At 65.2% G+C, this 24582-nt stretch carries 19 protein-coding genes; 9 read left to right on the forward strand and 10 right to left on the reverse strand.

Annotated elements, in window-relative coordinates; genetic code table 11:
• Window positions 1–77: 77 nt before the first annotated feature.
• Window positions 78–2468 (reverse strand): sensor domain-containing diguanylate cyclase, encoded by a 2391-nt coding sequence (locus KVG96_RS15515; RefSeq protein ID WP_217892924.1) that lies wholly within the window; start codon window positions 2466–2468, stop codon window positions 78–80.
• 147 nt (window positions 2469–2615) lie between these two features.
• Window positions 2616–4880, reverse strand: a complete 2265-nt coding sequence (gene rlmKL, locus KVG96_RS15520; protein WP_217892925.1) for a bifunctional 23S rRNA (guanine(2069)-N(7))-methyltransferase RlmK/23S rRNA (guanine(2445)-N(2))-methyltransferase RlmL — start codon at window positions 4878–4880, stop codon at window positions 2616–2618.
• A 532-nt stretch (window positions 4881–5412) separates the two neighbouring features.
• On the opposite strand from rlmKL, the gene rmf reads away from it, so the two are divergent.
• Window positions 5413–5628, forward strand: coding sequence for a ribosome modulation factor (gene rmf, locus KVG96_RS15525; RefSeq protein ID WP_003223300.1), 216 nt, complete (start codon window positions 5413–5415; stop codon window positions 5626–5628).
• 235 nt (window positions 5629–5863) lie between these two features.
• Here rmf and KVG96_RS15530 read toward each other — a convergent pair whose 3' ends face one another.
• Window positions 5864–6883, reverse strand: coding sequence for a quinone-dependent dihydroorotate dehydrogenase (locus KVG96_RS15530; RefSeq protein WP_217892926.1), 1020 nt, complete (start codon window positions 6881–6883; stop codon window positions 5864–5866).
• A 235-nt stretch (window positions 6884–7118) separates the two neighbouring features.
• Between KVG96_RS15530 and KVG96_RS15535 the strand changes: the two genes are divergently transcribed.
• The 8 genes from KVG96_RS15535 (at window position 7119) to cobA (ending at window position 18767) form a co-directional block, all read left to right on the forward strand.
• Window positions 7119–8330, forward strand: coding sequence for a CmpA/NrtA family ABC transporter substrate-binding protein (locus KVG96_RS15535; RefSeq protein WP_217892927.1), 1212 nt, complete (start codon window positions 7119–7121; stop codon window positions 8328–8330).
• A 15-nt stretch (window positions 8331–8345) separates the two neighbouring features.
• Complete coding sequence (locus KVG96_RS15540; protein WP_217892928.1) at window positions 8346–8921, forward strand: ANTAR domain-containing response regulator; 576 nt, start codon at window positions 8346–8348, stop codon at window positions 8919–8921.
• A gap of 350 nt (window positions 8922–9271) precedes the next feature.
• Window positions 9272–10483, forward strand: a complete 1212-nt coding sequence (locus KVG96_RS15545; RefSeq protein ID WP_217892929.1) for a nitrate/nitrite transporter — start codon at window positions 9272–9274, stop codon at window positions 10481–10483.
• A 7-nt stretch (window positions 10484–10490) separates the two neighbouring features.
• Window positions 10491–12161, forward strand: coding sequence for a bifunctional protein-serine/threonine kinase/phosphatase (locus KVG96_RS15550; RefSeq protein ID WP_217892930.1), 1671 nt, complete (start codon window positions 10491–10493; stop codon window positions 12159–12161).
• Window positions 12162–12492: 331 nt separating this feature from the next.
• Complete coding sequence (gene nirB, locus KVG96_RS15555; RefSeq protein ID WP_217892931.1) at window positions 12493–14961, forward strand: nitrite reductase large subunit NirB; 2469 nt, start codon at window positions 12493–12495, stop codon at window positions 14959–14961.
• Window positions 14958–15275 (forward strand): nitrite reductase small subunit NirD, encoded by a 318-nt coding sequence (gene nirD / locus KVG96_RS15560; RefSeq protein WP_217892932.1) that lies wholly within the window; start codon window positions 14958–14960, stop codon window positions 15273–15275. The genes nirB and nirD overlap by 4 nt, the downstream gene beginning before the upstream one ends.
• Window positions 15275–17989: a nitrate reductase gene (locus tag KVG96_RS15565; RefSeq protein ID WP_217892933.1), complete on the forward strand. Its 2715-nt coding sequence runs from the start codon at window positions 15275–15277 to the stop codon at window positions 17987–17989. Before nirD ends, KVG96_RS15565 begins: the two co-directional genes overlap by 1 nt.
• 13 nt (window positions 17990–18002) lie before the next feature.
• A complete protein-coding gene (gene cobA / locus KVG96_RS15570; protein WP_217892934.1) occupies window positions 18003–18767 on the forward strand; it encodes a uroporphyrinogen-III C-methyltransferase in 765 nt (254 codons plus the stop codon).
• A 75-nt stretch (window positions 18768–18842) separates the two neighbouring features.
• Here the strand turns inward: cobA and KVG96_RS15575 are convergent, their stop codons facing one another.
• From KVG96_RS15575 to KVG96_RS15605, 7 genes are all read right to left on the reverse strand, one after another.
• Window positions 18843–19877 (reverse strand): OmpA family protein, encoded by a 1035-nt coding sequence (locus KVG96_RS15575; RefSeq protein WP_085577600.1) that lies wholly within the window; start codon window positions 19875–19877, stop codon window positions 18843–18845.
• Window positions 19878–19984: 107 nt separating this feature from the next.
• The gene (gene sigX / locus KVG96_RS15580; RefSeq protein ID WP_011333251.1) at window positions 19985–20575 is read right to left on the reverse strand and encodes an RNA polymerase sigma factor SigX; all 591 of its coding nucleotides are present in this window, start codon (window positions 20573–20575) and stop codon (window positions 19985–19987) included.
• A 90-nt stretch (window positions 20576–20665) separates the two neighbouring features.
• Complete coding sequence (locus KVG96_RS15585) at window positions 20666–21490, reverse strand: mechanosensitive ion channel family protein (protein ID WP_085577601.1); 825 nt, start codon at window positions 21488–21490, stop codon at window positions 20666–20668.
• 2 nt (window positions 21491–21492) lie between these two features.
• Complete coding sequence (locus KVG96_RS15590) at window positions 21493–21741, reverse strand: hypothetical protein (RefSeq protein ID WP_007951986.1); 249 nt, start codon at window positions 21739–21741, stop codon at window positions 21493–21495.
• A 63-nt stretch (window positions 21742–21804) separates the two neighbouring features.
• Window positions 21805–22800 (reverse strand): divalent cation transporter CmaX, encoded by a 996-nt coding sequence (cmaX, locus tag KVG96_RS15595; protein ID WP_217892935.1) that lies wholly within the window; start codon window positions 22798–22800, stop codon window positions 21805–21807.
• A gap of 24 nt (window positions 22801–22824) precedes the next feature.
• Window positions 22825–23313, reverse strand: coding sequence for a ribonuclease E activity regulator RraA (gene rraA, locus KVG96_RS15600; protein ID WP_217894233.1), 489 nt, complete (start codon window positions 23311–23313; stop codon window positions 22825–22827).
• 229 nt (window positions 23314–23542) lie between these two features.
• A complete protein-coding gene (locus tag KVG96_RS15605) occupies window positions 23543–24532 on the reverse strand; it encodes an alpha/beta fold hydrolase (protein WP_217892936.1) in 990 nt (329 codons plus the stop codon).
• Between the last annotated feature and the right edge of the window lie 50 nt (window positions 24533–24582).

Below are 24582 nucleotides of genomic sequence, written 5' to 3' on the forward strand. Positions count from 1 at the left end.
TGCAAAGCCATGTGACATCAGTGGATGGCAGGACTGACGCCATCGCGAGCAGGCTCGCTCCTACAAAGGATCGGTGCTCAGTTCATCTGCCGCTCGACCCGATCCCGCCCGCCCTGCTTCGCCGCATACACCCCGGAGTCCGCCCGCAGCAGCAAGGCATCGGCGCCCTCTCCCGGGTGCCAGCTGGCGATGCCGAAACTGGCGGTCACCGTGCCCACCACGTCCACCGGCGCGCTGCGCAGGCCCTGCCACAGCTCCACCGCCAGCATGTAGGCGTGGTCGCCGTCGATGTCCGGGCACAGCACCATGAACTCCTCGCCGCCCAGACGGCAGAACACGTCGGTGCGCCGCAGGCGATGGCCGATGCGGTCGCACACGGCCTGCAGGACCCTGTCGCCCACCGCATGCCCGTATTGGTCGTTGATCCGCTTGAAATGGTCGATGTCGAGCATGATCACCGACAGCTCCCCGCCGCCGCGCTCGACCCGCGCCATTTCGGTGGTCAGCCGCTCCTGGAAATAGCGCCGGTTGTGGATGCCGGTCAGGGCGTCGGTCACCGACAGGGCGCGCAGTTCCTCTTCCACCCGCTTGAGGTCGGAAATGTCGGAAATGTAGCCATGCCACAGCACCCCACCGCCCGGCAGTTCCTCCGGCGTCGCTTCGCCGCGCACCCAGCGCAGGCCGCGCTCGGGCAACAGCACGCGGTATTCCTCACGCCACGGGCTGAGGTGGTCGGCCGAAGCGCGGATCGATGAGCGCACCCGCGTGGTGTCCTGGGGGTGGATGCGGGTGAAGATCGCCTCGGCGTTGAGCAGCAGCACATCCGGCTCCAGCTCGTAGATCTCGCGGATCCCGTCGCTGGCGTAGATCACGCTGAAGCGGCCGTCGAACTCCATCTTGAACTGATAGATGCCGCCGGGAACGTGGGCGCTGAGCTTTTTGAGCAGCACATCCCGCGCCGCCAAGGCTTCGTGCACGCGCTTGCGTTCGGTGATGTCGATGCAGATCGCCAGATGCCCCACCCACAGCCCCTGCTCGTCGAGCACCGGCGTGGCCAGCATGTTCACCGGGATATGGCTGCCGTCCTTGCGCACCAGCGTCCACTCCCGGGCCTCGTGGCCGCCGACTTCGCCGCCCTCCACCAGCATCGCCTGGCAAGCCGGGATGGTCTTGCCGTAGCGGGCGCTCAGCTCCGCCGCCCGCGCACTCAGCTCCCGGGGAAAGTGCAGGTTTTCCAGGGTCATGTGGCCGACGACTTCGCTGCTGCGGTAGCCGAGCATCTGTTCGGCGCCGGGGTTGAAGGTGTTGATCACCCCGCGCAGGTCGGTGGCGATGATCGCCACTTGGGTCGCCGCGTTGAGCACGCCGCGCAACTGGCCGTGGGTGCCGCGCAGCTCCCGCTCGCTGGCGTGCAGCTCCTGGGTGCGCTGCTCGACCATGCGCAGGGCGCGCTGGCGCTGGCTGACCAGCACGTACAGCAAGGCGCTCAACAGCACGCTGAGCAAGATCCCCAGGACGATCTGGCTGCTCACCGAGGAATGGTTGGCCTGCATGAAGGCTGCGCTGGGCTGGATGTCCACCTGGTAGTCGTGGTCGGCCAGGCGCAGCAACTGGGTGGACGACAGATCGCTGTCCCCCGGCTTGTTGGAGGATTCGTACAGCACCTCATGCTGATCGTCGGTGGACAGGTCGAGGATGCGCACCGTGAGGAAGTCATGGTCTTCGGCCGGCAAGCCGTCCGCCAGCAACTGACGCATGCTGATCACCGCCATCACGTAACCCTGCGGCTGGCGATCCGCCGCCCCCGTGCGGATGACCGGCGCCAGCAGCAACACGCCCCGGGCATAGGCCGGCTCGATGCCCACCAGGTGCAGCGGCTGCGACACCGCCATGCGCCCGCTGCGGTCGGCGCGCTCCAGGGTGGACCTGCGCAGCGGCTGGGCCAGCAGGTCGTAGCCCAGCGGCGTGGGCAGGCGGCTTTGGGTCTGGGTGTAGAGCACCGGCACGTAGACGTCGCGGTCCCCGGCCACCTGCAACTGGCCGTCGGCGTTCAGCTCACGGAACATGAACGTGGACAGGCCCTCGTCGCGCACCGCCTGCTCAAGCGCCGGACGTTGCGCACGGCTCACCCGGGGCGCGTAGGAATAGGCTTGGGTGCGCAGCAGAAGCGGCTTGGCGTAGCCGTCGAACTCGGCGCGGGACACGGAATCGGAATTGGTGAAGAACCGGCGCAGGCCGTCCAGGCGCTGCTCCTGGTCCTGAAAGCGTTCTTCGATGCGGCTGTAGCGTTCGCTGGCCAGCAACTGAAAGCGCTGGCGCAACTGGTTGTGGAACTGATTGACGGTGGCCCAGGCCAGCAACCCCGTGAGAATCGCACCGGCGAGCAGAACCAGCAGCGCGACCAGCCAGGCCGAGACTTCTTCGCTGATGAAACCCAGGATCTTTGGGCGCACGGGGTGCAACGACATAGAGGCCACTCACTACGCCAGTGTTTCCTTGGAAACCCTCATTGGCCGTGAGTTGAGTTATAGCTATTAGCCACTAATTTGGCTAGCACTGATCGGATCCAGGAGCCTTTAAAAATCAAGGCTCTGTGGATCCAATCAGGTCAGGCGTCAACGGGCCGTGATTTTCCAGGCGCGGTGGATTTTGCCGTTGCGGGCGAAATCCGGATCGATGGTGCTGGCGGTGATCTCCTCGACCGCATAACGCTCGGCCAGGTTGTCCTCCAGCTGGAACTTGCGGAAGTTGTTGGAGAAGTACAGCACCCCGCCGGCGGCCAGACGGGCCATGGCCAGGTCGATCAGTTGCACCTGGTCGCGCTGCACGTCGAACACCCCTTCCATGCGCTTGGAGTTGGAGAAGGTCGGCGGGTCGATGAAGATCAGGTCGTATTCGTCGCGGCTGTTCTCCAGCCACGCCATCACGTCACCCTGCTCCAGGCGGTTCTTGTCGGAGAAGCCGTTGAGCGACAGGTTGCGCCGGGCCCAGTCGAGGTAGGTCTTGGACAGGTCGACGCTGGTGGTGCTGCGCGCCCCGCCCTTGGCCGCGTGCACGCTGGCGGTCGCGGTGTAGCAGAACAGGTTGAGGAAACGCTTGCCGGCGGCCTCTTTCTGAATGCGCATGCGGATCGGACGGTGGTCGAGGAACAGCCCGGTGTCGAGGTAGTCGGTGAGGTTGACCAGCAGCTTCACGCCGCCCTCGGTCACTTCATTGAACTTGCCCTGGGCGCTCTGGCGCTCGTACTGCTTGGTGCCGCTCTGACGCTCGCGGCGCTTGACCACCACACGGCTCTTGTCGATGTTCAGCGCCTGTGGAATGGCCGCCAGGGCGTCGAACATGCGCACCGAGGCCTTCTCCGGATCGACCGACTTCGGCGCGGCGTATTCCTGGACGTGCACCCAGTCCTGGTACAGGTCGATGGCCATGGCGTATTCCGGCATGTCCGCATCGTAGACCCGGTAGCAATCGATGCCCTCGCGCTTGACCCACTTGCCCAGCGCCTTGAGGTTCTTCTGCAGGCGGTTGGCGAACATCTGCCCGCCTTCGCTCAGGCGTGGCTGTTCGACCGCCGGGGCCGGCGCCGGCTTGATCGGGTTGCCGTTCTTGTTGAACTTGCGTTCCTGCGGCGCGTCCGGCAGTTGGTCGTAGGCCGCCTGCTCGCGCTCGGCCTGGCGCTGCTCCGGGGTACGGCGCTCGCCGGTGACGAACTGGTCCGGCCGCACCTTGATCAGCAGCAGCTTGCACGGCAACGCGCCGTTCCAGAAGGAATACTGCTTGTGGCTGCGGATGCCCATGCGCTTGCCCAGGTCCGGCGCGCCGGTGAACACCGCCGCCTCCCAGTTCAGGCAGGCCTGGCGCAGGCGCTCGCCGAGGTTCTGGTAGAGGTACAGCAGGCTGGCTTCGTCGCCCAGACGCTCGCCGTACGGCGGGTTGCAGATCACCAGGCCTTTCTGGTTCTGGTCCGGGCGCGGCTCGAAGGTCGCCACTTCGCCCTGGTAGATCTTGATCCACTCGCTCAGGCCGGCGCGCTCGACGTTGTTGCGGCCCGGCTGGATCAGCCGCGGGTCGGCCTCATAGCCGCGGATCCACAGCGGCGGCTTGGCCAGGCCGGCGGCGGCGCGTTCCTGGGCTTCGTCATGGAGCTTGCGCCACAGCGCCGGCACATGGCCCAGCCAGTGGGTGAAGCCCCAGTGTTCGCGGCGCAGGTTGGGCGCCATGTCGGCGGCGATCATCCCCGCCTCGACCAGGAACGTGCCGACGCCGCACATCGGGTCGGCCAGCGCGCCGCCCTCGGCGGCGATGCGCGGCCAGCCGGCGCGGATCAGCACCGCGGCCGCCAGGTTTTCCTTGAGCGGCGCCGCGCCCTGCTGCAGACGGTAGCCGCGCTGGTGCAGGCTGTGGCCGGAAAGGTCGAGGGACAGGATCGCTTCGCCGCGGTCCAGGCGCAGGTGGATGCGCAGGTCCGGGTTCAGCTTGTCGATGGAAGGACGGTCGCCCTGCGGCGTGCGCAGCTTGTCGACGATGGCGTCCTTGACCTTAAGGGCGCCGAAATGGGTGTTGTCGATGCCCGAGCCGTGGCCGCTGAACTCGACGGCCAGGGTGCCGTCGCTGAGCATGTGGTCCTGCCAGTCGATGTCGTGCACGCCGTCGTACAGGTCGTCGGCGTTCTTCATCGAAAAGCGTTTGAGCACCAGCAGCACCCGGTTGGCCAGGCGCGACCAGAGGCACAGGCGGTAGGCGGTTTCCATGGTGGCCATGCCACGCACGGCGGAGGTGTGTTCGCGGGCCTCTTCAAGGCCAAGCCCGACGGCTTCCTCGATGAGCAGGCCTTCAAGGCCTTTTGGGCAGGTGAGGAAGAGTTCGAAACGATCGGACATGGTATTTCCAGAGCCTTTGGCTGTGTGGGCCGGCAACGCATCGCCGACCCGGTTTTCAATCAGGCGCTTTTCTGCAAGAGCGCCCGCGTGGCACGAAGGTGTGCCGTTCCATCCCCCGCTGCTCGGGTCAAAAGAGCTTAGATGCCGGGACAGATAAAAAAGTTGATGCAACAAAATGACTCAAAGCAACCCTTCGTCGAATAGTACCTGACTGCAAGCGTGGGTCATTCTCACTAAAGGATTAACCCCATCATTCGACGCAGCGCCGATCATACCGGGGTTTGACCAATAAACATTGGAAAAATACGCTGTTACTTATCGCCATAGCACGCTTTTCGTTACGTCCTTATGACAAAACGGTCATTCCCTCGATGTGACTCATTGGTTAGAACTGACTCCAGGTTGACGTCGCAACGGCGTCAACACCTTGGCTCGCCACGCCGGCAGCGAGCCGCCAACGGCAGAGTTTTTCTGCCTGACCCCGTTGGGGGTCGACGCGACACAAACAGTCAACAAGTGAGGGAAACACCCTATGAGAAGACTTAAGCGTGATCCGTTGGAAAGAGCATTTTTGCGCGGATATCAATATGGCGTTGGTGGCAAATCCCGTGAGCTTTGCCCATTTACTCTACCGTCGGTGCGCCAAGCCTGGATCAACGGCTGGCGGGAAGGACGCGGCGACAACTGGGACGGTATGACCGGCACTGCGGGAATCCACAGACTCAACGAACTTCACGCCGTCGGCTGACACAGGGCACTTATTCCGACACGACAATCTGAATTCGCAACGATTTAACCACGCACGTCCTTCCCGGACGGCGGGCTACGGCCCAGGGGCTCCTTCGAGGAGCCCTTTTTTATGCCTGACCGTATCCCGGCAGCGCTCCCGCCGACGTTATCGCCAGCAGGCTGGCTCCTACAGAGCCCGGCGGTCGCCACAAATCCCTGTGGGAGCCAGCCTGCTGGCGATGGCGTCATAGGCTTCAGCGCAGGGCGGCGATCGCGTCCACGGATTCGCGGATCAGCGCCGGGCCCTTGTAGATGAAGCCGGAATAGATCTGCACCAGACTCGCACCTGCGGTGATCTTCTCGGCCGCGTGCTTGCCTTCGGTGATGCCGCCGGCCGCGATGATCGGCAGACGCCCGCCCAGTTCGGCGGCCAGCACTTTCACGGTGTGGGTGCTCTTGTCGCGGACCGGCGCGCCGGACAGGCCGCCCGCCTCGTCGCCGTGCTCCATGCCTTCAACGCCTGCGCGGCCCAGGGTGGTGTTGGTGGCGATCACCGCGTCCATCCCGGTCTCGATCAGCGCCTGCGCCACCTGGGCGGTTTCCTCATCGGTCATGTCCGGCGCGATCTTGATCGCCAGCGGCACGTGCTTGCCATGCTGCAGGGCCAGTTCGGCGCGGCGCGCCGCCAGATCCGCCAGCAGTTGCTTGAGCGAATCGCCGAACTGCAGGCTGCGCAGGCCCGGGGTGTTCGGCGAGCTGACGTTGACCGTGACGTAACTGGCGTGGGCGTAGACCTTGTCCAGGCAGATCAGGTAGTCGTCCACCGCGCGCTCGACCGGGGTGTCGAAGTTCTTGCCGATGTTGATCCCCAGCACGCCCTTGTACTTGGCCGCCGCGACCCGCGCCAGCAGGTTGTCCACGCCGAGGTTGTTGAAGCCCATGCGGTTGATGATCGCCTCGGCCTCCGGCAGGCGGAACAGCCGCGGCTTGGGGTTGCCCGGCTGCGCGCGCGGGGTGACGGTGCCGATCTCGACGAAGCCGAAGCCCAACTGCGAGAAGCCGTCGATGGCCGCGCCGTTCTTGTCCAGGCCGGCCGCCAGGCCCACCGGGTTCGGGAAATCGAGGCCCATTACGGTCACCGGCACCTGCGCCGGCGCCTTGCACAGCAAGCCGTTGAGGCCCAAACGCCCGCCCGCGCCGATCAGGTCCAACGACAGATCGTGGGAGGTTTCCGGGGAAAGTTTGAACAACAGCTGACGGGCCAGGGTGTACATGGTCGGCGATGACTCGGGCGGCGAAAAGAGGCGGCGATTATAGCCGGGCATCACCCTGGCGCGCGAGGCGCACGCGCAAATCGGCCCGCGCTGGCATATGCCTTGCACCCGCCGTTCCATCAGCCCGCGAGCCAACGGCGGCCGGCGGGCACAGACAAGGGCGTCGTCACCCGGCATTGCGCGGACAAGGCCGGGTGACGGCGTTTTTTTGAGGCCGCTTTGGCAGGTGCTTGCGATGAATGAACCCTCCGCCGGGCCCTTGGCCTGGGTCAACGGCAGCGACGCTCCGGAAAAGAATACGATCGACCTCGGCTTCATGGCCCTGAGCGACTGTGCCTCGGTGGTGGTCGCCGCCACCCAGGGCTTCGCCCAGCCCTATGGCCTGACCCTGAACCTCAAGCGCCAGAGCTCCTGGGCCAACCTGCGCGACAGGCTGGTCAGCGGCGAACTGGACGCCGCCCACAGCCTGTACGGCCTGGTCTACGCCGTGCACCTGGGCATCGGCGGCGTGGCGCCCACCGACATGGCGGTGCTGATGGGCCTGAACCAGAACGGCCAGAGCCTGAACCTGTCCCATGGCCTGCAACGGCTGGGGGTGACCGCTCCTGAAGCGCTGACGGCCCATGTGCACCAATCCCGGGCAAAACTCACCTTCGCCCAGACCTTCCCCACCGGTACCCACGCCCTGTGGCTCTATTACTGGCTGGCGAGCCAGGGCATCCACCCGCTGCGGGACGTCGACAGCGTGGTGGTGCCGCCGCCGCAGATGGTCGCTCACCTGCAGGCCGGGCGCATCGACGGCTTCTGTGCCGGCGAGCCCTGGGCCGCCGCAGCCGTGCAGCAGGACCTCGGCTTCACGATGGCGACCACCCAGGCCTTGTGGCCCGATCACCCGGAAAAGGTGCTGAGCTGCACCCGCGCGTTCGTCGAGCAATACCCCAACACCGCCCGGGCCCTGGTGATGGCGGTGCTGGAAGCCAGCCGCTTCATCGAGGCCAGCACGGAAAACCGGCGCAGCACCGCGCAACTGCTGAGCGCGCCGCCCTACCTGGACGCGCCGGCCTCGTGCATCGAGCCGCGCTTTCTCGGCGACTACGCCGACGGCCTCGGCCACCGCTGGCAGGATCGGCATGCCTTGAGCTTCCACCGCGACGGCGCCGTCAACCTGCCCTACCTTTCCGACGGTATGTGGTTCATGACCCAGTTCCGCCGCTGGGGCCTGCTGCGCGACGACCCGGACTACCTCGGCGTCGCCCGCCAGGTGCAGCAACTGGCGCTGTACCGCGACGCCGCCGCGGCCGTGGGCGTGCCGGCAGCCTTCGCCGACATGCGCAGCAGCCAGCTGATCGACGGCAAGGTCTGGGACGGCAGCGACCCCGCCGCCTACGCCCGCGGCTTCCGGCTACACGCCATGAACGACAGCGCGCCGCCGCTGGCCCGCCGCTGACAGGAGACCGCGAACATGCTGCGCATTCTGCTGATCGACGACACCGCCAAGAAAGTCGGGCGCCTGAAGGCTGCGCTGACCGAGGCCGGCTTCGATGTCATCGACGAGTCCGGCCTGACCATCGACCTGCCCGGGCGCGTCGAAACGGTGCACCCCGACGTGATCCTGATCGATACCGAGTCACCGGGCCGCGATGTGATGGAACAAGTGGTGCTGGTCACCCGCGACCGGCCCCGGCCGATCGTGCTGTTCACCGACGAGCACGACCCCGGGGTGATGCGCCAGGCGATCAAGTCCGGGGTCAGTGCCTACATCGTCGAAGGCATTCACGCACAGCGCCTGCAGCCGATTCTCGACGTGGCCATGGCCCGCTTCGAAAGCGACCAGGCCCTGCGCGCCCAACTGCTGGCCCGCGACCAGCAGTTGGCCGAACGCAAGCGCATCGAGCTGGCCAAGGGGCTGCTGATGAAGATGAAGGACTGCAACGAGGAAGACGCCTACACCCTGATGCGCCGCCAGGCCATGAGCCGCCAGCAGAAACTGATCCAGGTGGCGGAGCAGATCATTGCCATGAGCGAGCTGCTGGGCTGAAACCACCCTTGTTGTCACCTGTGGCGAGGGAGCTTGCTCCCGCCGGGTTGCGCGGCGACCCCGGTTTTCATGGGCGATCCGCACCCAAGCGGGCGCAAGCGCCCTCACCGCAACAGCGGTTGGCACAGATCTGGCTAAGCACTCCACACAGGTAACCAACGGCGGTTGCCCCACCCTACGACAAAGACGTCGCTCATCCGCCTCGCCCCTGCGGCGATCCGGATAGCGGCGTCTTTGCGTTTTGGCCCCACAGACCGGGGCCGGTGGTGCGGCCGTGGCGGCGCGCCACCGGCTGGCATGACCCCTTCTCGGGACAACGGCTCCCGAGCCACTCACAGCTGAGGTGCGCGATGAATTCAAGCTTCTGGAAATCCGGCCATACCCCGACCCTGTTCGCGGCCTTCCTGTATTTCGACCTGAGCTTCATGGTCTGGTACCTGCTCGGCCCGCTGGCGGTGCAGATCGCCGCCGACCTGCACCTGACCACCCAGCAGCGCGGCCTCATGGTGGCGACGCCGATCCTGGCCGGCGCCGTGCTGCGCTTTCTGATGGGCATGCTCGCCGACCGGTTGTCGCCCAAGACTGCCGGGCTGATCGGTCAGGCGATCGTGATCGGCGCGCTGTTCGGCGCCTGGAAACTGGGCATCCACAGCTATGAACAAGCGCTGCTGCTGGGCCTGTTCCTCGGCATGGCCGGCGCCTCCTTCGCCGTGGCCCTGCCGCTGGCCTCGCAGTGGTATCCGCCGCAGCACCAAGGCAAGGCGATGGGCATCGCCGGGGCCGGCAACTCCGGCACGGTGTTCGCCGCGCTGATCGCCCCGGTGCTGGCCGCCTCGTTCGGCTGGAACAACGTGTTCGGCTTCGCCCTGATCCCGCTGCTGCTGACGCTCGCGGTGTTCGCCTGGCTGGCGAAGAACGCGCCGGAACGCCCGAAAGCCAAGGCCATGGCCGACTACTTCAAGGCGCTGGGCGACCGCGACAGCTGGTGGTTCATGTTTTTCTACAGCGTCACCTTCGGCGGCTTCATCGGCCTGGCCAGCGCCCTGCCCGGCTACTTCAACGATCAGTACGGCCTGAACCCGGTGACCGCCGGCTACTACACCGCCGCCTGCGTGTTCGGCGGCAGCCTGATGCGGCCCTTGGGCGGTGCGTTGGCCGACCGCTTCGGCGGCATCCGCACCTTGCTGGCGATGTACACCGTGGCGGCGATCTGCATCGCGGTGGTCGGCTTCAATCTGCCGAATTCCTACGCGGCGCTGGCGCTGTTCGTCTGCACCATGCTGGGTCTGGGCGCGGGCAACGGCGCGGTGTTCCAACTGGTGCCGCAGCGCTTTCGCCGGGAGATCGGCGTGATGACCGGCCTGATCGGCATGGCGGGCGGCATCGGCGGCTTCGCCCTGGCGGCGGGCATGGGCGCCATCAAGCAGAGCACCGGCAGCTATCAGCTGGCGCTGTGGCTGTTCGCGAGCCTCGGCGTGCTGGCCTGGTTCGGCCTGCACGGCGTCAAACGCCGCTGGAGAACCACCTGGGGCTCGGCAGCCGTGACCGCCGCGCGGGTCTGAGCCGGCCATGGCGCTGCAACTGAGTTTCGCCGAAGCCTCCGCCACCGGCCCGCGCCCGGAGAACCAGGACGCCTTGCGCCTGGTCACCCCGGCCCCGGCGCTGGCCGCGAGCAAAGGCTTTCTGTTCGCCATCGCCGACGGCGTCAGCCAGTGCGCCGACGGCGGCCTGGCCGCCCGTTCGACCTTGCAGGCGCTGGCGCTGGACTACTACGCCACCCCGGAGACCTGGAGCGTGGCCCAGGCCCTGGACCGCCTGCTGCTGGCGCAGAACCGCTGGCTGCAAGCCAACGGCGGCGGCCAGCCGCTGCTCACCACCGTCAGTGCGCTGGTCATGCGCGGCCAGCGCTTCACCCTGGCCCACGTCGGCGATTGCCGGGTGTACCGCTGGTACGCCGACACCTTGCAACGGATCACCGAGGACCACGTCTGGGAGCAACCGGGCATGCAGCATGTGCTCAAGCGCGCCCTGGGCCTGGATCAGCATCTGGTGCTGGACTTTCTCGACGGCGAACTGCGCGCCGGCGAGTGCTTCGTGCTGCTCAGCGACGGCGTGTGGTCCACGCTGGGCGACACGGCGATAGCGGCGACATTGCGCGACCAGCCGGACCTGGCCGCGGCCGCCCGCACGCTGGTCGCCACCGCCCACCTGGCCGGCAGCCAGGACAACGCCAGCGCCTTGCTGGTGCGGGTGGAGGCGCCGGGCGAAGCGAACCTCGGCGATGCGCTGATCCATCTGCAGCAGTGGCCGCTGCCGCCCCCGCTGAAACCCGAACAGTCGTTCGAAGGCTGGCAGGTGCAAGGCATCGTCGGCCATAGCCGACAATCCTTGCTGTACAGGGTGCTCGACGGACAAGGCCTGGCCTGGCTGCTCAAGACCCTGCCGGCACACTTGACGGACGATTCCCACGCCGGCCAGGCCCTGCTGTCCGAGGAATGGTTCCTGAAACGGGTCGCCGGGCGGCACTTTCCCGAAGTCCATGCGGCAACCCAGCGTCAGCATCTGTACTACGTGATGCGCGAATACGCCGGGACGACCCTTGCCCGGCTGTTCGAACAAAGCGGCCCGTTGCCGCTGGCGCAATGGCGCGAGCTGGCCGAACGCCTGCTGCGTGCGGTAGGCCTGCTGCACCGGCGGCAGATCCTGCACCGCGACATCAAGCCGGAGAACCTGCTGCTGGGTGACGACGGCGAACTGCGCCTGCTGGATTTCGGCCTGGCCTACTGCCCGGGTCTGTCACGGGACAACACCGACACGCTGCCGGGCACGCCCAGTTACATCGCCCCCGAGGCCTTCCGCGGGGAAGCGCCCGCACCACGGCAGGATCTCTACGCGGTGGGCGTGACCCTGTACTTCTTGCTCACCGGGCATTACCCCTTCGGCGAGGTCGAGGCGTTCCAGCGCCCGCGCTTCGGGGTGCCGGTCAGCGCCGCCCGCTACCGGCCGGACGTGCCGGAATGGCTGGCGCAGTGCCTTGCGCGCGGGGTGGAGGCCGATCCCGCGCAACGCTACGAGACCGCCGAAGAATGGTTGCTGGTGCTGGAGCACGGCGAACGCCGCAGCCTGAGCGTCCGGCCCCGGCCCTTGCTGGAGCGGGAGCCGCTGAAGGTCTGGCGGACGCTGGCGCTGATGGGGTTGCTGGGCAACCTGGCGCTGCTGTTCCTGTTGTTCCATGGTTGACCCCCGGGCGCTTGTTTCGCGGGCGCGCGCCCCATTTGCGGGCAATCCGCTTCGATTCAGTGCGAAACCACGGCCGTCCCGCCACCCCGATCACGGCCCACCCCTTGAAAACCGCCGGATGCAGCCACTTGGCACAACCGCTGCATGACCGTTTGCAACACACATAAAGCGCAGCCTTCAACGACGAAGGCCGCGCTTCCCGAGCGAACGGGATCAGGACAAAGGCGTCCTCGTCAGGCCACTGACGGGACGCCTTTTTTGTTTGCGCCACATTTGTCGAGCACGGCCCGACTGCCCACAAGAGGCAAGCCCCACGCTCCCGGAGAACCTGATGAAAAAACTCAAACTGGTGATGATCGGCAATGGCATGGCCGGGGTCCGTACCCTGGAGGAACTGCTCAAGCTGAGCGACGAGCTCTACGACATCACGGTCTTCGGCGCCGAACCGCACACCAACTACAACCGCATCCTGCTGTCGCCGGTGCTGGCCGGCGAACAGACCTTCGAAGAGATCGTGCTCAACGACCTGGACTGGTACCTGGAAAACGGCATCCAGCTGCTCCTCAACCGCAAGGTCGTGGAGATCGACCGGGTCAAGCGCCGGGTGATCGCCGAAGACGGCACCGAAGCCGAATACGACCGCCTGCTGATCGCCACCGGCTCCACGCCGTTCATCCTGCCGATCCCCGGCAACACCTTGCAGGGCGTGATCGGCTACCGCGACATCGCCGATACCCAGGCGATGATCGACACCGCCAAGACCCACAAGCACGCCGTGGTCATCGGCGGCGGCCTGCTGGGGCTGGAGGCCGCCAACGGCCTGATGCTGCGCGGCATGCACGTCACCGTGGTGCACCTGGGCGAGTGGCTGCTGGAACGGCAACTGGACAAGACCAGCGGCCAGCTCCTGCAAACCGCCCTCGAGGCTCGCGGCCTGCACTTTCGCCTGTGCGAGCAGACCCAGGCCCTGCACGACGCCGGCAACGGCCGGGTCGGCTCGGTGCAGTTCAAGAACGGCGACATCATCCCCGCCGACCTGGTGGTGATGGCCGCCGGCATCCGCCCCAACACCGAACTGGCGGAAAAGGCCGGCATCCCCTGCAACCGCGGCATCCTGGTCAACGACACCCTGCAGACCTACGACCCGCGCATCTACGCCATCGGCGAATGCGCCAGCCACCGCGGCATCGCCTACGGCCTGGTCGCGCCGCTGTTCGAACAGGCCAAGGTGTGCGCCAACCACCTGGCGCAACTGGGTTTTGCCCGCTATCAAGGCTCGGTCACGTCCACCAAACTGAAAGTCACCGGCATCGACCTGTTTTCCGCCGGCGACTTCATGGGCGGCGAAGGTACCGAGACCATCACCCTCTCCGACCCGATCGGCGGGGTGTACAAGAAACTGGTGATCAAGGATGACGTGTTGGTCGGGGCCTGTCTGTACGGCGATACGGCAGATGGCGGTTGGTATTTCCGGCAGATTCGTGAGAATCACGACATTCGGCAGATCCGCGATCACCTGATGTTCGGCGGCTCTTCTTCTATGGAGCATGCCCTCGGCGACGTAGGACATCAGGGCCAGGACAAGGCCATGAGCATGGCCGACAACGCCGAAGTCTGCGGCTGCAACGGCGTGTGCAAAGGCACCATCGTCAAGGCGATCCAGGAACACGGGCTGTTCAGCGTCGACGAGGTGAAGAAGCACACCAAGGCCGCCAGCTCCTGCGGCTCGTGCGCCGGGCTGGTCGAGCAGATCCTGATCAACACCGTCGGCGGCGCGGCGGACGTCAAACCGAAAAGCGAAAAGGCCATCTGCGGCTGCAGCGACCTCAACCACGGCCAGATCCGCCAGGCCATCCGCCAAGAGCACCTGCTGACCATCGCCGGCACCATGAGCTACCTCAACTGGCGCACCCCCAACGGCTGCGCCACCTGCCGCCCGGCCCTCAACTACTACCTGATCTCCACCTGGCCCGGCGAAGCCAAGGACGATCCGCAATCGCGCCTGATCAACGAGCGGGCCCATGCCAACATCCAGAAGGACGGCACCTACTCGGTGGTGCCGCGGATGTGGGGCGGCGTGACCAACCCGTCCGAGCTGCGCCGGATCGCCGACGTGGCCGACAAGTACAACGTGCCGATGGTCAAGGTCACCGGCGGCCAGCGCATCGACCTGCTGGGGATCAGGAAACAGGATCTGCCGGGGGTGTGGAAAGACCTCGACATGCCGTCCGGCCACGCCTACGGCAAGTCCATCCGCACCGTGAAGACCTGCGTCGGCAGCGAGTTCTGCCGCTTCGGCACCCAGAACTCGACGCAACTGGGCATCGACCTCGAACACGACCTGTTCAACATGTGGTCGCCGCACAAGGTGAAGCTGGCGGTCTCCGGCTGCCCGCGCAACTGTTCGGAAGCGGGGATCAAGGACGTAGGCATTATCGGCGTCGACTCCGGCTGGGAGATGTACATCGGCGGCAACGGCGGGATCAAGACCGAAGTCGCCGAGTTCTTCGTCAAGCTCAAGACCGCCGAAGAAGTGCGCGAATACAACGGCGCGTTCCTGCAGCTGTACCGCGAAGAGGCCTTCTACCTCGAACGCACCGTGCACTACCTGCAACGGGTCGGCATGGAGCACATCAAGAAAGCCGTGCTGCAGGATCCGGAACGCCGCAAGGCGTTGAACGAGCGCCTGCAATTCTCCCTGTCGTTCGAACAGGATCCGTGGAAGGAACGCCTGGCGCAGCCGCAACTGAAGAAAGAATTTGATGTGATCCCCGTGAAAAACCTGGAGGTGCCGGCATGAACTGGCTCGATATCTGTGCCCTGGAAGAGATCAACGCCCTCGGTTCGCGGATCATCGCCGGGCCCAAAGGCGACATCGCGATCTTCCGCACCAGCGACGATGACGTGTTCGCCCTCGACGACCGCTGCCCGCACAAGGGCGGGCCGCTGTCCCAGGGGCTGATCTACGGCAAGCGCGTGGCCTGCCCGCTGCACAACTGGCAGATCGACCTGCAGTCCGGCGAGGCCCTGGCCCCCGACGTCGGCTGCGCCCACCACCATCGGGCCCGGGTGGAGAACGGCCGGGTGCTGCTGGCCCTGCGGGACGCCGTCTGATGGACCGCCAGACGACCGCCTCGACCTGCTGCTACTGCGGGGTCGGCTGCGGCGTGCTGATCGAGCACGACGGCGAGCGGATCCTCGGCGTCAGCGGCGATCCGGCGCATCCGGCCAACTTCGGCAAGCTGTGCAGCAAGGGCTCGACCCTGCACCTGACCGGCGACCTCGCGGCACGGGCGCTGCACCCGGAACTGCGTCTGGGCAAACACCTGGCGCGCAGCCGCTGCGACTGGGACACCGCGCTGGAACACGCCGCCAGCGTGTTCGCCGACACCGTCGCCGAACACGGCCCGGACAGCGTGGCGTTCTACATTTCCGGGCAATTGCTCACCGAGGACTACTACGCCTTCAACAAACTGGCGCGGGCGCTGGTCGGCACCAACAACATCGACAGCAACTCGCGGCTGTGCATGTCGTCGGCGGTGGTGGGCTACAAGCGCAGCCTGGGCGCCGATGCGCCGCCGTGCAGCTATGAGGATCTGGAGCTGAGCGATTGCGTGATGATCGTCGGCAGCAACATGGCCTACGCCCACCCGGTGCTGTTTCGTCGCCTGGAGAACGCCAAATCCCGCCGTCCGCAGATGAAAGTCATCGTCATCGACCCCCGCCGCACCGACACCTGCGACCTGGCGGACCTGCACCTGGCGATCCTGCCGGGCACCGACGTCGCCTTGTTCCATGGGATTTTGCACCTGCTGGTGTGGGAAGACTGGATCGACCGGGATTTCATCCAGGCCCACACCGACGGCCTCGCCGAACTGAAAAGCCTGGTGCGCGACTACACCCCGGCGATGGTGTCGCAACTGTGCGGCATCAGTGTCGAACAATTGCAGCAATGCGCCGAATGGGTCGGCACGTCGCCCAGCTTCCTGTCGTTGTGGTGCATGGGCCTGAACCAGTCCACCGCCGGCAGCGCCAAGAACAGCGCGCTGATCAACCTGCACCTGGCCACCGGGCAGATCGGCCGTCGCGGTGCAGGCCCCTTCTCCCTGACCGGTCAGCCGAATGCCATGGGCGGGCGGGAAACCGGCAGCCTGTCCAACCTGCTGCCCGGCCACCGGGACGCGGCCAATGCGGAACACCGCGCCCAAGTCGCCGAATACTGGGGTGTGGAGCGCCTGCCGGACGTCCCCGGCCTGAGCGCCGTCGAACTGTTCGAGCAGGTGCGCAGCGGCAAGATCAAGGCGTTGTGGATCGCCTGCACCAACCCCGCACAGTCGATGCCTGACCAGAACGCCGTGAGGGCGGCGCTGGAGGCCTGTCCGTTTGTGGTGTTGCAGGAGGCGTTCCGCACCACGGAAACCGCCGCCTTCGCCGATCTGCTGCTGCCGGCGGCCAGTTGGGGCGAAAAGGAAGGTTCGGTGACCAACTCCGAGCGGCGGATTTCCCACGTGCGCAAAGCCATTTCCGCACCCGGCGACGCGCGCCCGGACTGGGCGATCACCGTAGATTTCGCACAGCGCCTGGAGAAACGTCTGCGCCCCGGGCAACCGAGCCTGTTCGCCTTCGAGCAACCGGCCCAGCTGTTCGACGAGTACAAGCAACTGACCCGTGGCCGCGACCTGGATCTGTCCGGCATCAGCCACGCGCTGATCGACCGGATCGGCCCGCAACAATGGCCCTTCCCCGCCGACGCCCGCCAGGGCACACCCCGACTGTACGAAGACGGCATTTTTCCCACCGACAGCGGCCGGGCGCAGTTCGTGGCCGACCCGTACCGCGCCGCCAAGGAACAACGCGACGCGCGCTTCCCCCTGACCTTGCTCACCGGGCGCCTGCGTGACCAATGGCACGGCATGAGCCGCACCGGCACCGCTGCGCAGCTGTTCGGGCATGTCGGCGAGGCCGTTCTGAGCCTGCACCCGGATGAACTGCGTCGGCACCGCCTGCGGCCGGGAGATCTGGTCAACCTGAAGAGCCGCCGGGGCGCGGTGATCGTCGCGGTGGAGAGCGATGACAGCGTGCGGCCCGGCCAGGCCTTTCTGCCGATGCACTGGGGCGACCGTTTCCTCAAGGGCGGCGTGAACAGCCTGACCCTGCCCGCCTTCGACCCTCTGTCCAAACAACCGGAACTCAAGCACAGCGGCGTGAGACTGGAGCCGGTGGAGCTGCCGTGGCAGTTGTTCGCCCTCATCGAAGGCGATGTGCAACGGCATTTCGAGGCGTTGCGCCCCCTTTGCGAGGCATTTTCCTACGCAAGTTTCAGCTTGATCGGACGTGAACGTCCGGCATTGCTGATCCGCGCCGCCAGCTCCGGCGCCCCGGATCCGCTGTTGCTGCGTGAAATCGACCAGTGCCTGGCCCTGATCGAGGGCCCGGTGCTGGCCTATGACGACCCGCGCCGCGCCATCGGCAAACGGGTGCGCATCGAACACGGACGGATCACCGCGATCCGCCTGGCCGGCGAAACGCTCGCGCAGCATTGGCTGCAGGGGCTGTGGCTGGACGGCCGCACGGACGAACAACTGCGCCGCTGGCTGCTGGCGCCGATGAGCGCGCCGCCGGGCAGCGCCGCAGCGCACGGCGCGCCAGACAAAACCCTGTGCAACTGCAAGAACGTCAGCCACAGCGCAGTCTGCGCCGGCATCGAGCAAGGGCTGGATCTGCCGGGGTTGAAAGACAAACTAGGCTGCGGCACCCAATGCGGTTCCTGCGTCCCTGAAATCAAGCGCCTGCTGGCCTCCCGCAGCCAGCCGGTCGCGGTCACCTGATGAGGAAAACACCATGAACGCAAAAGTCTGGCTGGTGGGCGCCGGCCCCGGCGACCCGGAACTGCTGACCCTCAAGGCCGTCCGCGCCCTGCGCGAAGCGGCCGTTGTGCTGATCGACGACCTGGTCAATCCGGCGGTGCTGGAGCACTGCCCCGCTGCGCGGGTCATCGCCGTGGGCAAGCGCGGCGGTTGCCGTTCCACGCCCCAGGCCTTCATCCACCGGCTGATGCTGCGCTATGCCCGCCAAGGCAAATGCACGGTGCGCCTCAAGGGCGGCGATCCGTGCATATTCGGGCGCGGCGGCGAGGAGGCGCAGTGGCTGCGTGAGCGTGGCGTCGAGGTGGAGCTGGTCAATGGCATCACCGCCGGCCTGGCCGGTGCGACCCGCTGCGACATACCGCTGACGCTGCGCGGCGTGGCGCGGGGCGTGACGCTGGTGACGGCGCACACCCAGGACGACAGCCGACTGAACTGGCAGGCCCTGGCGCAGGGCGGGACGACCCTGGTGATCTACATGGGGGTGGCCAAGCTCGGCGAGATTCGGGAACAGTTGCTGGCAGGCGGCATGGCGGCGGATACGCCGGTGGCCATGATCGAGAACGCCTCTTTGCCGCAGCAACGGGAGTGTCGCTGCGATCTGGCGGCCATGGAGGAAGAGGCCTGCGCGTTCGGGCTGAAAAGCCCTGCGATCCTGGTGATCGGCGCAGTGGCCGGCCATTCGGCCCAACTCGCGTTGGCATGCGGTTCGCCGGCGACGACGGCGCAGCAATCCGCCTGAGGCGCACAGCCTCAGCAAATCGCAGGCAAAGAAAAGCCCGGCCTGAGCCGGGCTTTTCTCAAAGCGGCGAGCTAATTACTTAGCTTGGGCTTCAACCTGAGCTTCTACGCGACGGTTAACGGCGCGGCCAGCTTCGGTTTTGTTGTCAGCCACTGGGCGGGATTCGCCGTAGCCAACGGACTGAACGCGGTTAGCGCCAACGCCGTACTGGTTAACCAGAACTTGCTTAACGGCGTTTGCACGACGCTCGGACAGTTTCTGGTTGTAAGCGTCTGGACCTACGGAGTCAGTGTGACCTTCAACGGTGGTGGTGGTCGAAGGGTACTGCTTCATGAAGTCAGCCAGGTTCTTGATGTCGCCGTAGCTGTTTGGCTTGACGACCGACTTGTCGAAGTCGAACTTCACGTCCAGCTCAACACGTACGACTTCAGCAACTGCTGGGCAGCCATCAGCGTCAACGGTTACGTTGGCTGGGGTGTCCGGGCACTTGTCGACGTTGTCGCAAACGCCGTCGTTGTCGCTGTCGGAGCAGACTTCAGCAGGCGCTGGAACCGGAGCGGCTGCTGGCTTGGAGCCGCCACCGAAGTTCACGCCGATACCGATGCTTGGAGCCCACTCGGTGTCGCCTTTGTCGATGTTGTACTGAGCTTCAACGCCGGCACGGGCGTAGAAGTTGTCAGTGAAGTACAGCTTGGCGCCGCCGCCAACGTTGGCGAAGGTGGAGCGGTCACGACCGCCGGTGCCGTTCTGACCGATGCTCTGGTCGGAGAAGCCAGCCGATACGTACGGACGCAGCATGTCGCCCGGGTTGTTGAAGTGGTACAGAGCGTCCAGGGCAGTGTTCGCGCCCTTGATGTTACGACCGTCGTCGGAACGCACGTTGTGCACTTCGTCGTAGGCCAAACGCAGTTCAACGTCGTCGGTCAGGAAGTAGCCAACGGAACCGCCGAACAGGTTGCCGTTGTTCTTGTAGTCACGAGCGCTGTCGAATTGTTCTTTCTTTGCGAAGCCTTCGATTTCAACTGCGCCTTGGCCTTGTGCCAGAGCGCCGAACGAAGTGGCGGCAATCAAAGAACCAATGGCCAAGCCCAAGGTGTTTTTCAGTTTCATCCGTTAAATCCCCATCTGGTGATTGTGAAGCAGTCCCGCAAACCGGGGGACAACTCGGCGGCAAGTCTATCAGAACTTGCCTACACGTAAGAGATATTTGCGCCGAACTAAGTTTCAGCAATGCCTGCAAATTTCTCACGCAATTTATCAAGAGCGCGCTTGTACCGCATTTTGGTCGCGCTCAGGCCCATGTGCATGATGTCTGCGATCTCCTGAAACTCCAGCTCTGCGACAAAACGTAGCACCAGGATTTCACGGTCGATCGGGTTCACATACACCAGCCAGCGATCCAGTCCACCCTTCTCCTCGGGTTTCGGCGCCTTCTCTTCCGACGCTTCTTCGAGGGGGTCAAGACTCAGTGCGTCCATCAAGCGACGCTTGCGCCGTTCCTTGCGATACTGCGTGATGCATTCGTTGTAGGTGATGCTATATAGCCATGTCTTGAACTTCGATTTGCCCTCGAAGTTCTTCAGGCCGTACAGCACCTTGAGCATCACTTCCTGACAGACATCGTCTGCGTCGCGATCGTTCCCGAGATACCGCGCACAAACGTTAAATAATGTCCGCTGGTAACGCCGCATCAGTTCTTCATACGCGCGCGTCACGTGAAACAGCTCGGTGTGCGAGCGCGCGACCAACTCCTCGTCAGAGAGCTCGCGGGGGTCGTAGCGCGTGGATAGCGTTTGGGCTTTATTCAAAACAGGTCGGGCCGACAGTCAGGTCAATGTCCACCGCCGCCAGCGACGGCTGGCGTTTTGCGGCGGCATACATTAGCAGGGTTTGCCGGGTTAGCGGCTACTCACATGCTGCTCCAGCAGGATCCGATTGGAGAGAGAGACTAGCTCACCCTCATCGGTCAGCAATGTGGTTTTAACCGTGCCGATCTCCTCGATCTGCCCTTCGACCTCGCCAACACGCACTTGTTGCCCTACCTGATACAACTCACGCACATAGATGCCCGCCAGGATCTGACCGGCGATTTCCCGGCTTCCCAGGCCCATGGCCAGCGCAACCGCCAGACCAACGGTAATCAATACGATGACGATCACATGGTTCAGCAGGTCGGTCTTGACCTCAAGCTGGCTGATCGCGACCGAGATGCTGATGATGATCACCAGCCCTTGGGCAATTCGCCCAAGGCCTGAAGCGTAGTCCAGACCGACGCCTTCCGCCGCCCCGCGCACCAATCCGTTGGCCAGTTGGGCCAGGAGGACGCCGACGAGCAGCACCAGCGCCGCGCCGAACACCTTCGGCACATACAGCGCCAGCATGTCCAGCGTAGCCGAAACCCGCTCAAGGCCAAGGGATTCTGCCGCAGAAACCAGGAAAATCAGCAGGACGAACCAGTACACGATTTTACCGATCAGGGTCGAGATCGGCACTTGCAGCCCCGCGCGGGACATCAGCTTGGTCAGGCCGGTGCCGGCCATCAGGCGGTCCAGGCCCAGTTTGGCCAGCAGCTTGGACAGCAAGGTGTCCAGCAGCTTGGCCACGACGAAACCGAGCAGCAGCACGACGAGCGCGCCGAACAGGTTCGGGATGAAGTTGGCGACTTTTGTCCACAACGCAGTCATTGCAGTGACGAGGCTCTGGGTCCAGAGGTCAAGTTCCATATTCAATCAGCCTTATCAGCGGTGCGGGCGGTGGGTTTACGAAGACGGGAGACCGGCGCGACATGGGCCGAGCCGTTGTTCAGGGCGATCATCAGCGCGGGCAGCCATCGGCCCAGCAGGCTGAACAGGTCGCCGGCGCCGACCTGGCGGTTGGCGGTTTTGAGCACGCGGCCAAGGCAGGCGTCGTCGTCACGGCTGGACGGCGAGGCGTTGAGCATGTCGCGCAAAGACTGTTCAAACGGATCGTGCATACGCACCTCTCGTGATGTCTGTGAAAGACGCGGGCAAATTTGGTCGGGTCACATGCGCCATGTTCACACCCAGCGCAAACGGCGGAACAGCCACCACTGCCCGAGCGCCACGGCGACCACCGTCAGACAGGCGATCAGGAAGCCGTAGGGGCTGGTGGAGAACGGAATCCCGCCGACGTTGATCCCCAACAGGCCGGTGAGAAAACTCATCGGCAGGAAGATCCCGGTGATGATGCCGAAGCGGTACATGGTGCGGTTCATCCGCACGCTCAGGCGCCGGTCTTCGGCCTCCAGCACAAGCCCCACGCGCTCTCGGGTCAGTTCGAGCTCTTCGAGGTAGCGGGTCAGGCTGTTGTTCAGTTCGTTCCAGTAATCGCCGTCGTCATCGACGAACCATGGCAGCCTTATCCGGGACAACTGTCCGAAAATATCCCGCTGCGGGGCCAGAAAACGCTTCAGCCCTGCCGCGCGGCGACGGATGTGCAGATTGGCGCCGTGCTCGGGGGTATACCGTTCGTCGGCATCCAGCTTTTCTTCCTCGTCATCGACCATTTCGGAGAGGCAGGTGACCAGATCCTGCACCTTGTTGGTGAGGAACTGCGCCAGATAGAGGATGAGTTCGGAAGACGTTTTCGGGCCCTTGCCCTCCGCCAGCAGCGCCAACAGTTCATCGGTGGCGCGCAACGGGCGCAGGCGCAGGGAGATCACCCGCTGGGCCGACGCGAAGATGCGCACCGAGACCATGTCCTCGGGCTCGGCCCCCGGATTGAGGTTGACCCCGCGCAGGAACAGCAGCAGTTCGCAATCCGCCAGCGGCAGCAGCCGTGGCCGGGTGTTCTCTTCCAGCAGCAGGTCGCAGGCGAATTCGTTGAGTCCGCTGGACTTGCGCAGCCAGGTCTGGGTCTGCGGATGGCTGCGGTCCCAGTGCAGCCACAGGCTTTCATGGGCCTGCAACTGCAGGTCGTCCAGGTCCGTCCGGGCTATCGAACGCGCACCGCCCTTGCCGTCCAGCACCAGGGCATGCACCAGCCCCCACTGCGCGTTGTCTTCCTCGAACATCCTCACCCCTGTGCGTACAACGGCTTATTCCGGCATCTTCAGCGGGCTCGGCGAGATGATCACGCCGTTGTTGTCCGCATAGATGTACTGGCCCGGATGGAACGTCACGCCGGCGAAAGTCACCGGAACGTTGAGGTCGCCGATGCCGCGCTTGTCGGTCTTCATCGGGTGGCTGGCGAGCGCCTGGACACCCAGGTCGGTCTGGGCGATGACGTCGACGTCACGGATGCAGCCGTAGATCACCAGCCCTTCCCAACCGTTCTTCGACGCCTTCTCGGCCAGCATGTCGCCCAGCAGCGCGCGGCGCAGGGAACCGCCGCCATCGACCACCAGCACCTTGCCGTTGCCCTTGAGCTCGACCTGCTCCTTGACCAGCGAGTTGTCTTCGAAGCACTTGATGGTCACGATTTCGCCGCCGAACGAATCGCGGCCGCCGAAGTTGCTGAACATCGGCTCCAGCACCTGCACCAGCTCCGGATAGGCGTCGCACAGGTCAGGGGTGAGGTAATGGATCATCGAAAAACTCCTGTAGAGAGGAAAACGATCAGGGATGCCGCATGCTGTTGAAACGAGTTCCGGTGGCCGCCGTTTACCTTGGCTTGCGCCATGGTCGCCGACCGAACCTGAACAAACGCTGAAACGTAATAGCTAAACAGTCACCATTTGTGACCAGAACCACGCAATGCGTCATATCTTAGCCGCAAGCGGCCCTGAACGAAATGCCCTTGTCAGAGCCTTGCGCTCATACCGCCGCAGCCAGATCCGGTTTCTCGCCCACCAAAGGCGTCTGCTGATCCGCCAGCCAACGCGCCACCAACGGCCATACGTCGGCCTGCGCCGCTTTGCTCACCAGCATCTCGACATGGCCGAAGTTCTCGCTGAAGCCCTGCTCGCGCCCCAGGTTGATGAATTGCTTGGTTTCTGAACCGATCTGCTCGTACAGCTTGCGGCAGGCCCACGCCGGATCCTGATGATCGCCCGCCGCGCTCACCGCCAGCACCGGCACCTTCACGTCGGCAAGGCCGGCCCACCAGTCCTTGTCCTTGTCGCCGAAACGCCCGAACAGGCCGTACCAGCGCATGCTTTCCAGGGCCAGGCCGATCGGCTCGTCCTCCGGGCCGCGCTTGAGCCGCGAACCGGACAACTGGGCAAAGCGCTTGAGGATAAAGCGCCCGCTCCACTCCACCGGCGGAATCTTCAGCGGCCAGTAGGTGCGGCTGACCTGGGTGCCGAAAAACGCCGCGGACGCCACCGCCGGCTCACCGAGGTACTCGCCGCCCAGTGCCGCCGCCAGAGTGATGCCGCCCAGGGAATGGCCGATCCAGTGCGGAACCTGCCCGCTCTGCTCGCGCACGAACGCGGCGATGGCCGGCAGGTCGTAGCGGGCGTAGTCGGCGACGCGGTTGCGGCGGTAGTCCTCATTGCGCCGGGACAGGCCATGGCCGCGCATCTCCGGGATCCATACGTCAAAGCCCAGCCGCGTCAGGTGGGCGCCCAGCCCCAGGCCCTTGGGGGAGAACCAGAAGCGCCGGTTGGAAAAGCTGCCGTGCAGCAGGATCACCGGCACGCCGCGCGCGGCCGGCTCGTCGGCCATGCCCAGGCGGGTGACGGCCAGTTCGACGGTCGAGTCCGGGCTGTTGCCCGGCTTCAGCCGGTAGATGTCTTCGCTCAGATCGCCGCGCCGCTCGGCGCTGATCAGGGCGACGGGAAACAGGTTGCTGCTGCTTTGCATAATGCTCTTGCACAAAAAAGGGCGGCATCCGAAGGCGCTCGCCCTGTTTC

Origin of the sequence: Pseudomonas ekonensis (genome assembly GCF_019145435.1) — a bacterium.
Lineage (GTDB): Bacteria > Pseudomonadota > Gammaproteobacteria > Pseudomonadales > Pseudomonadaceae > Aquipseudomonas > Aquipseudomonas ekonensis.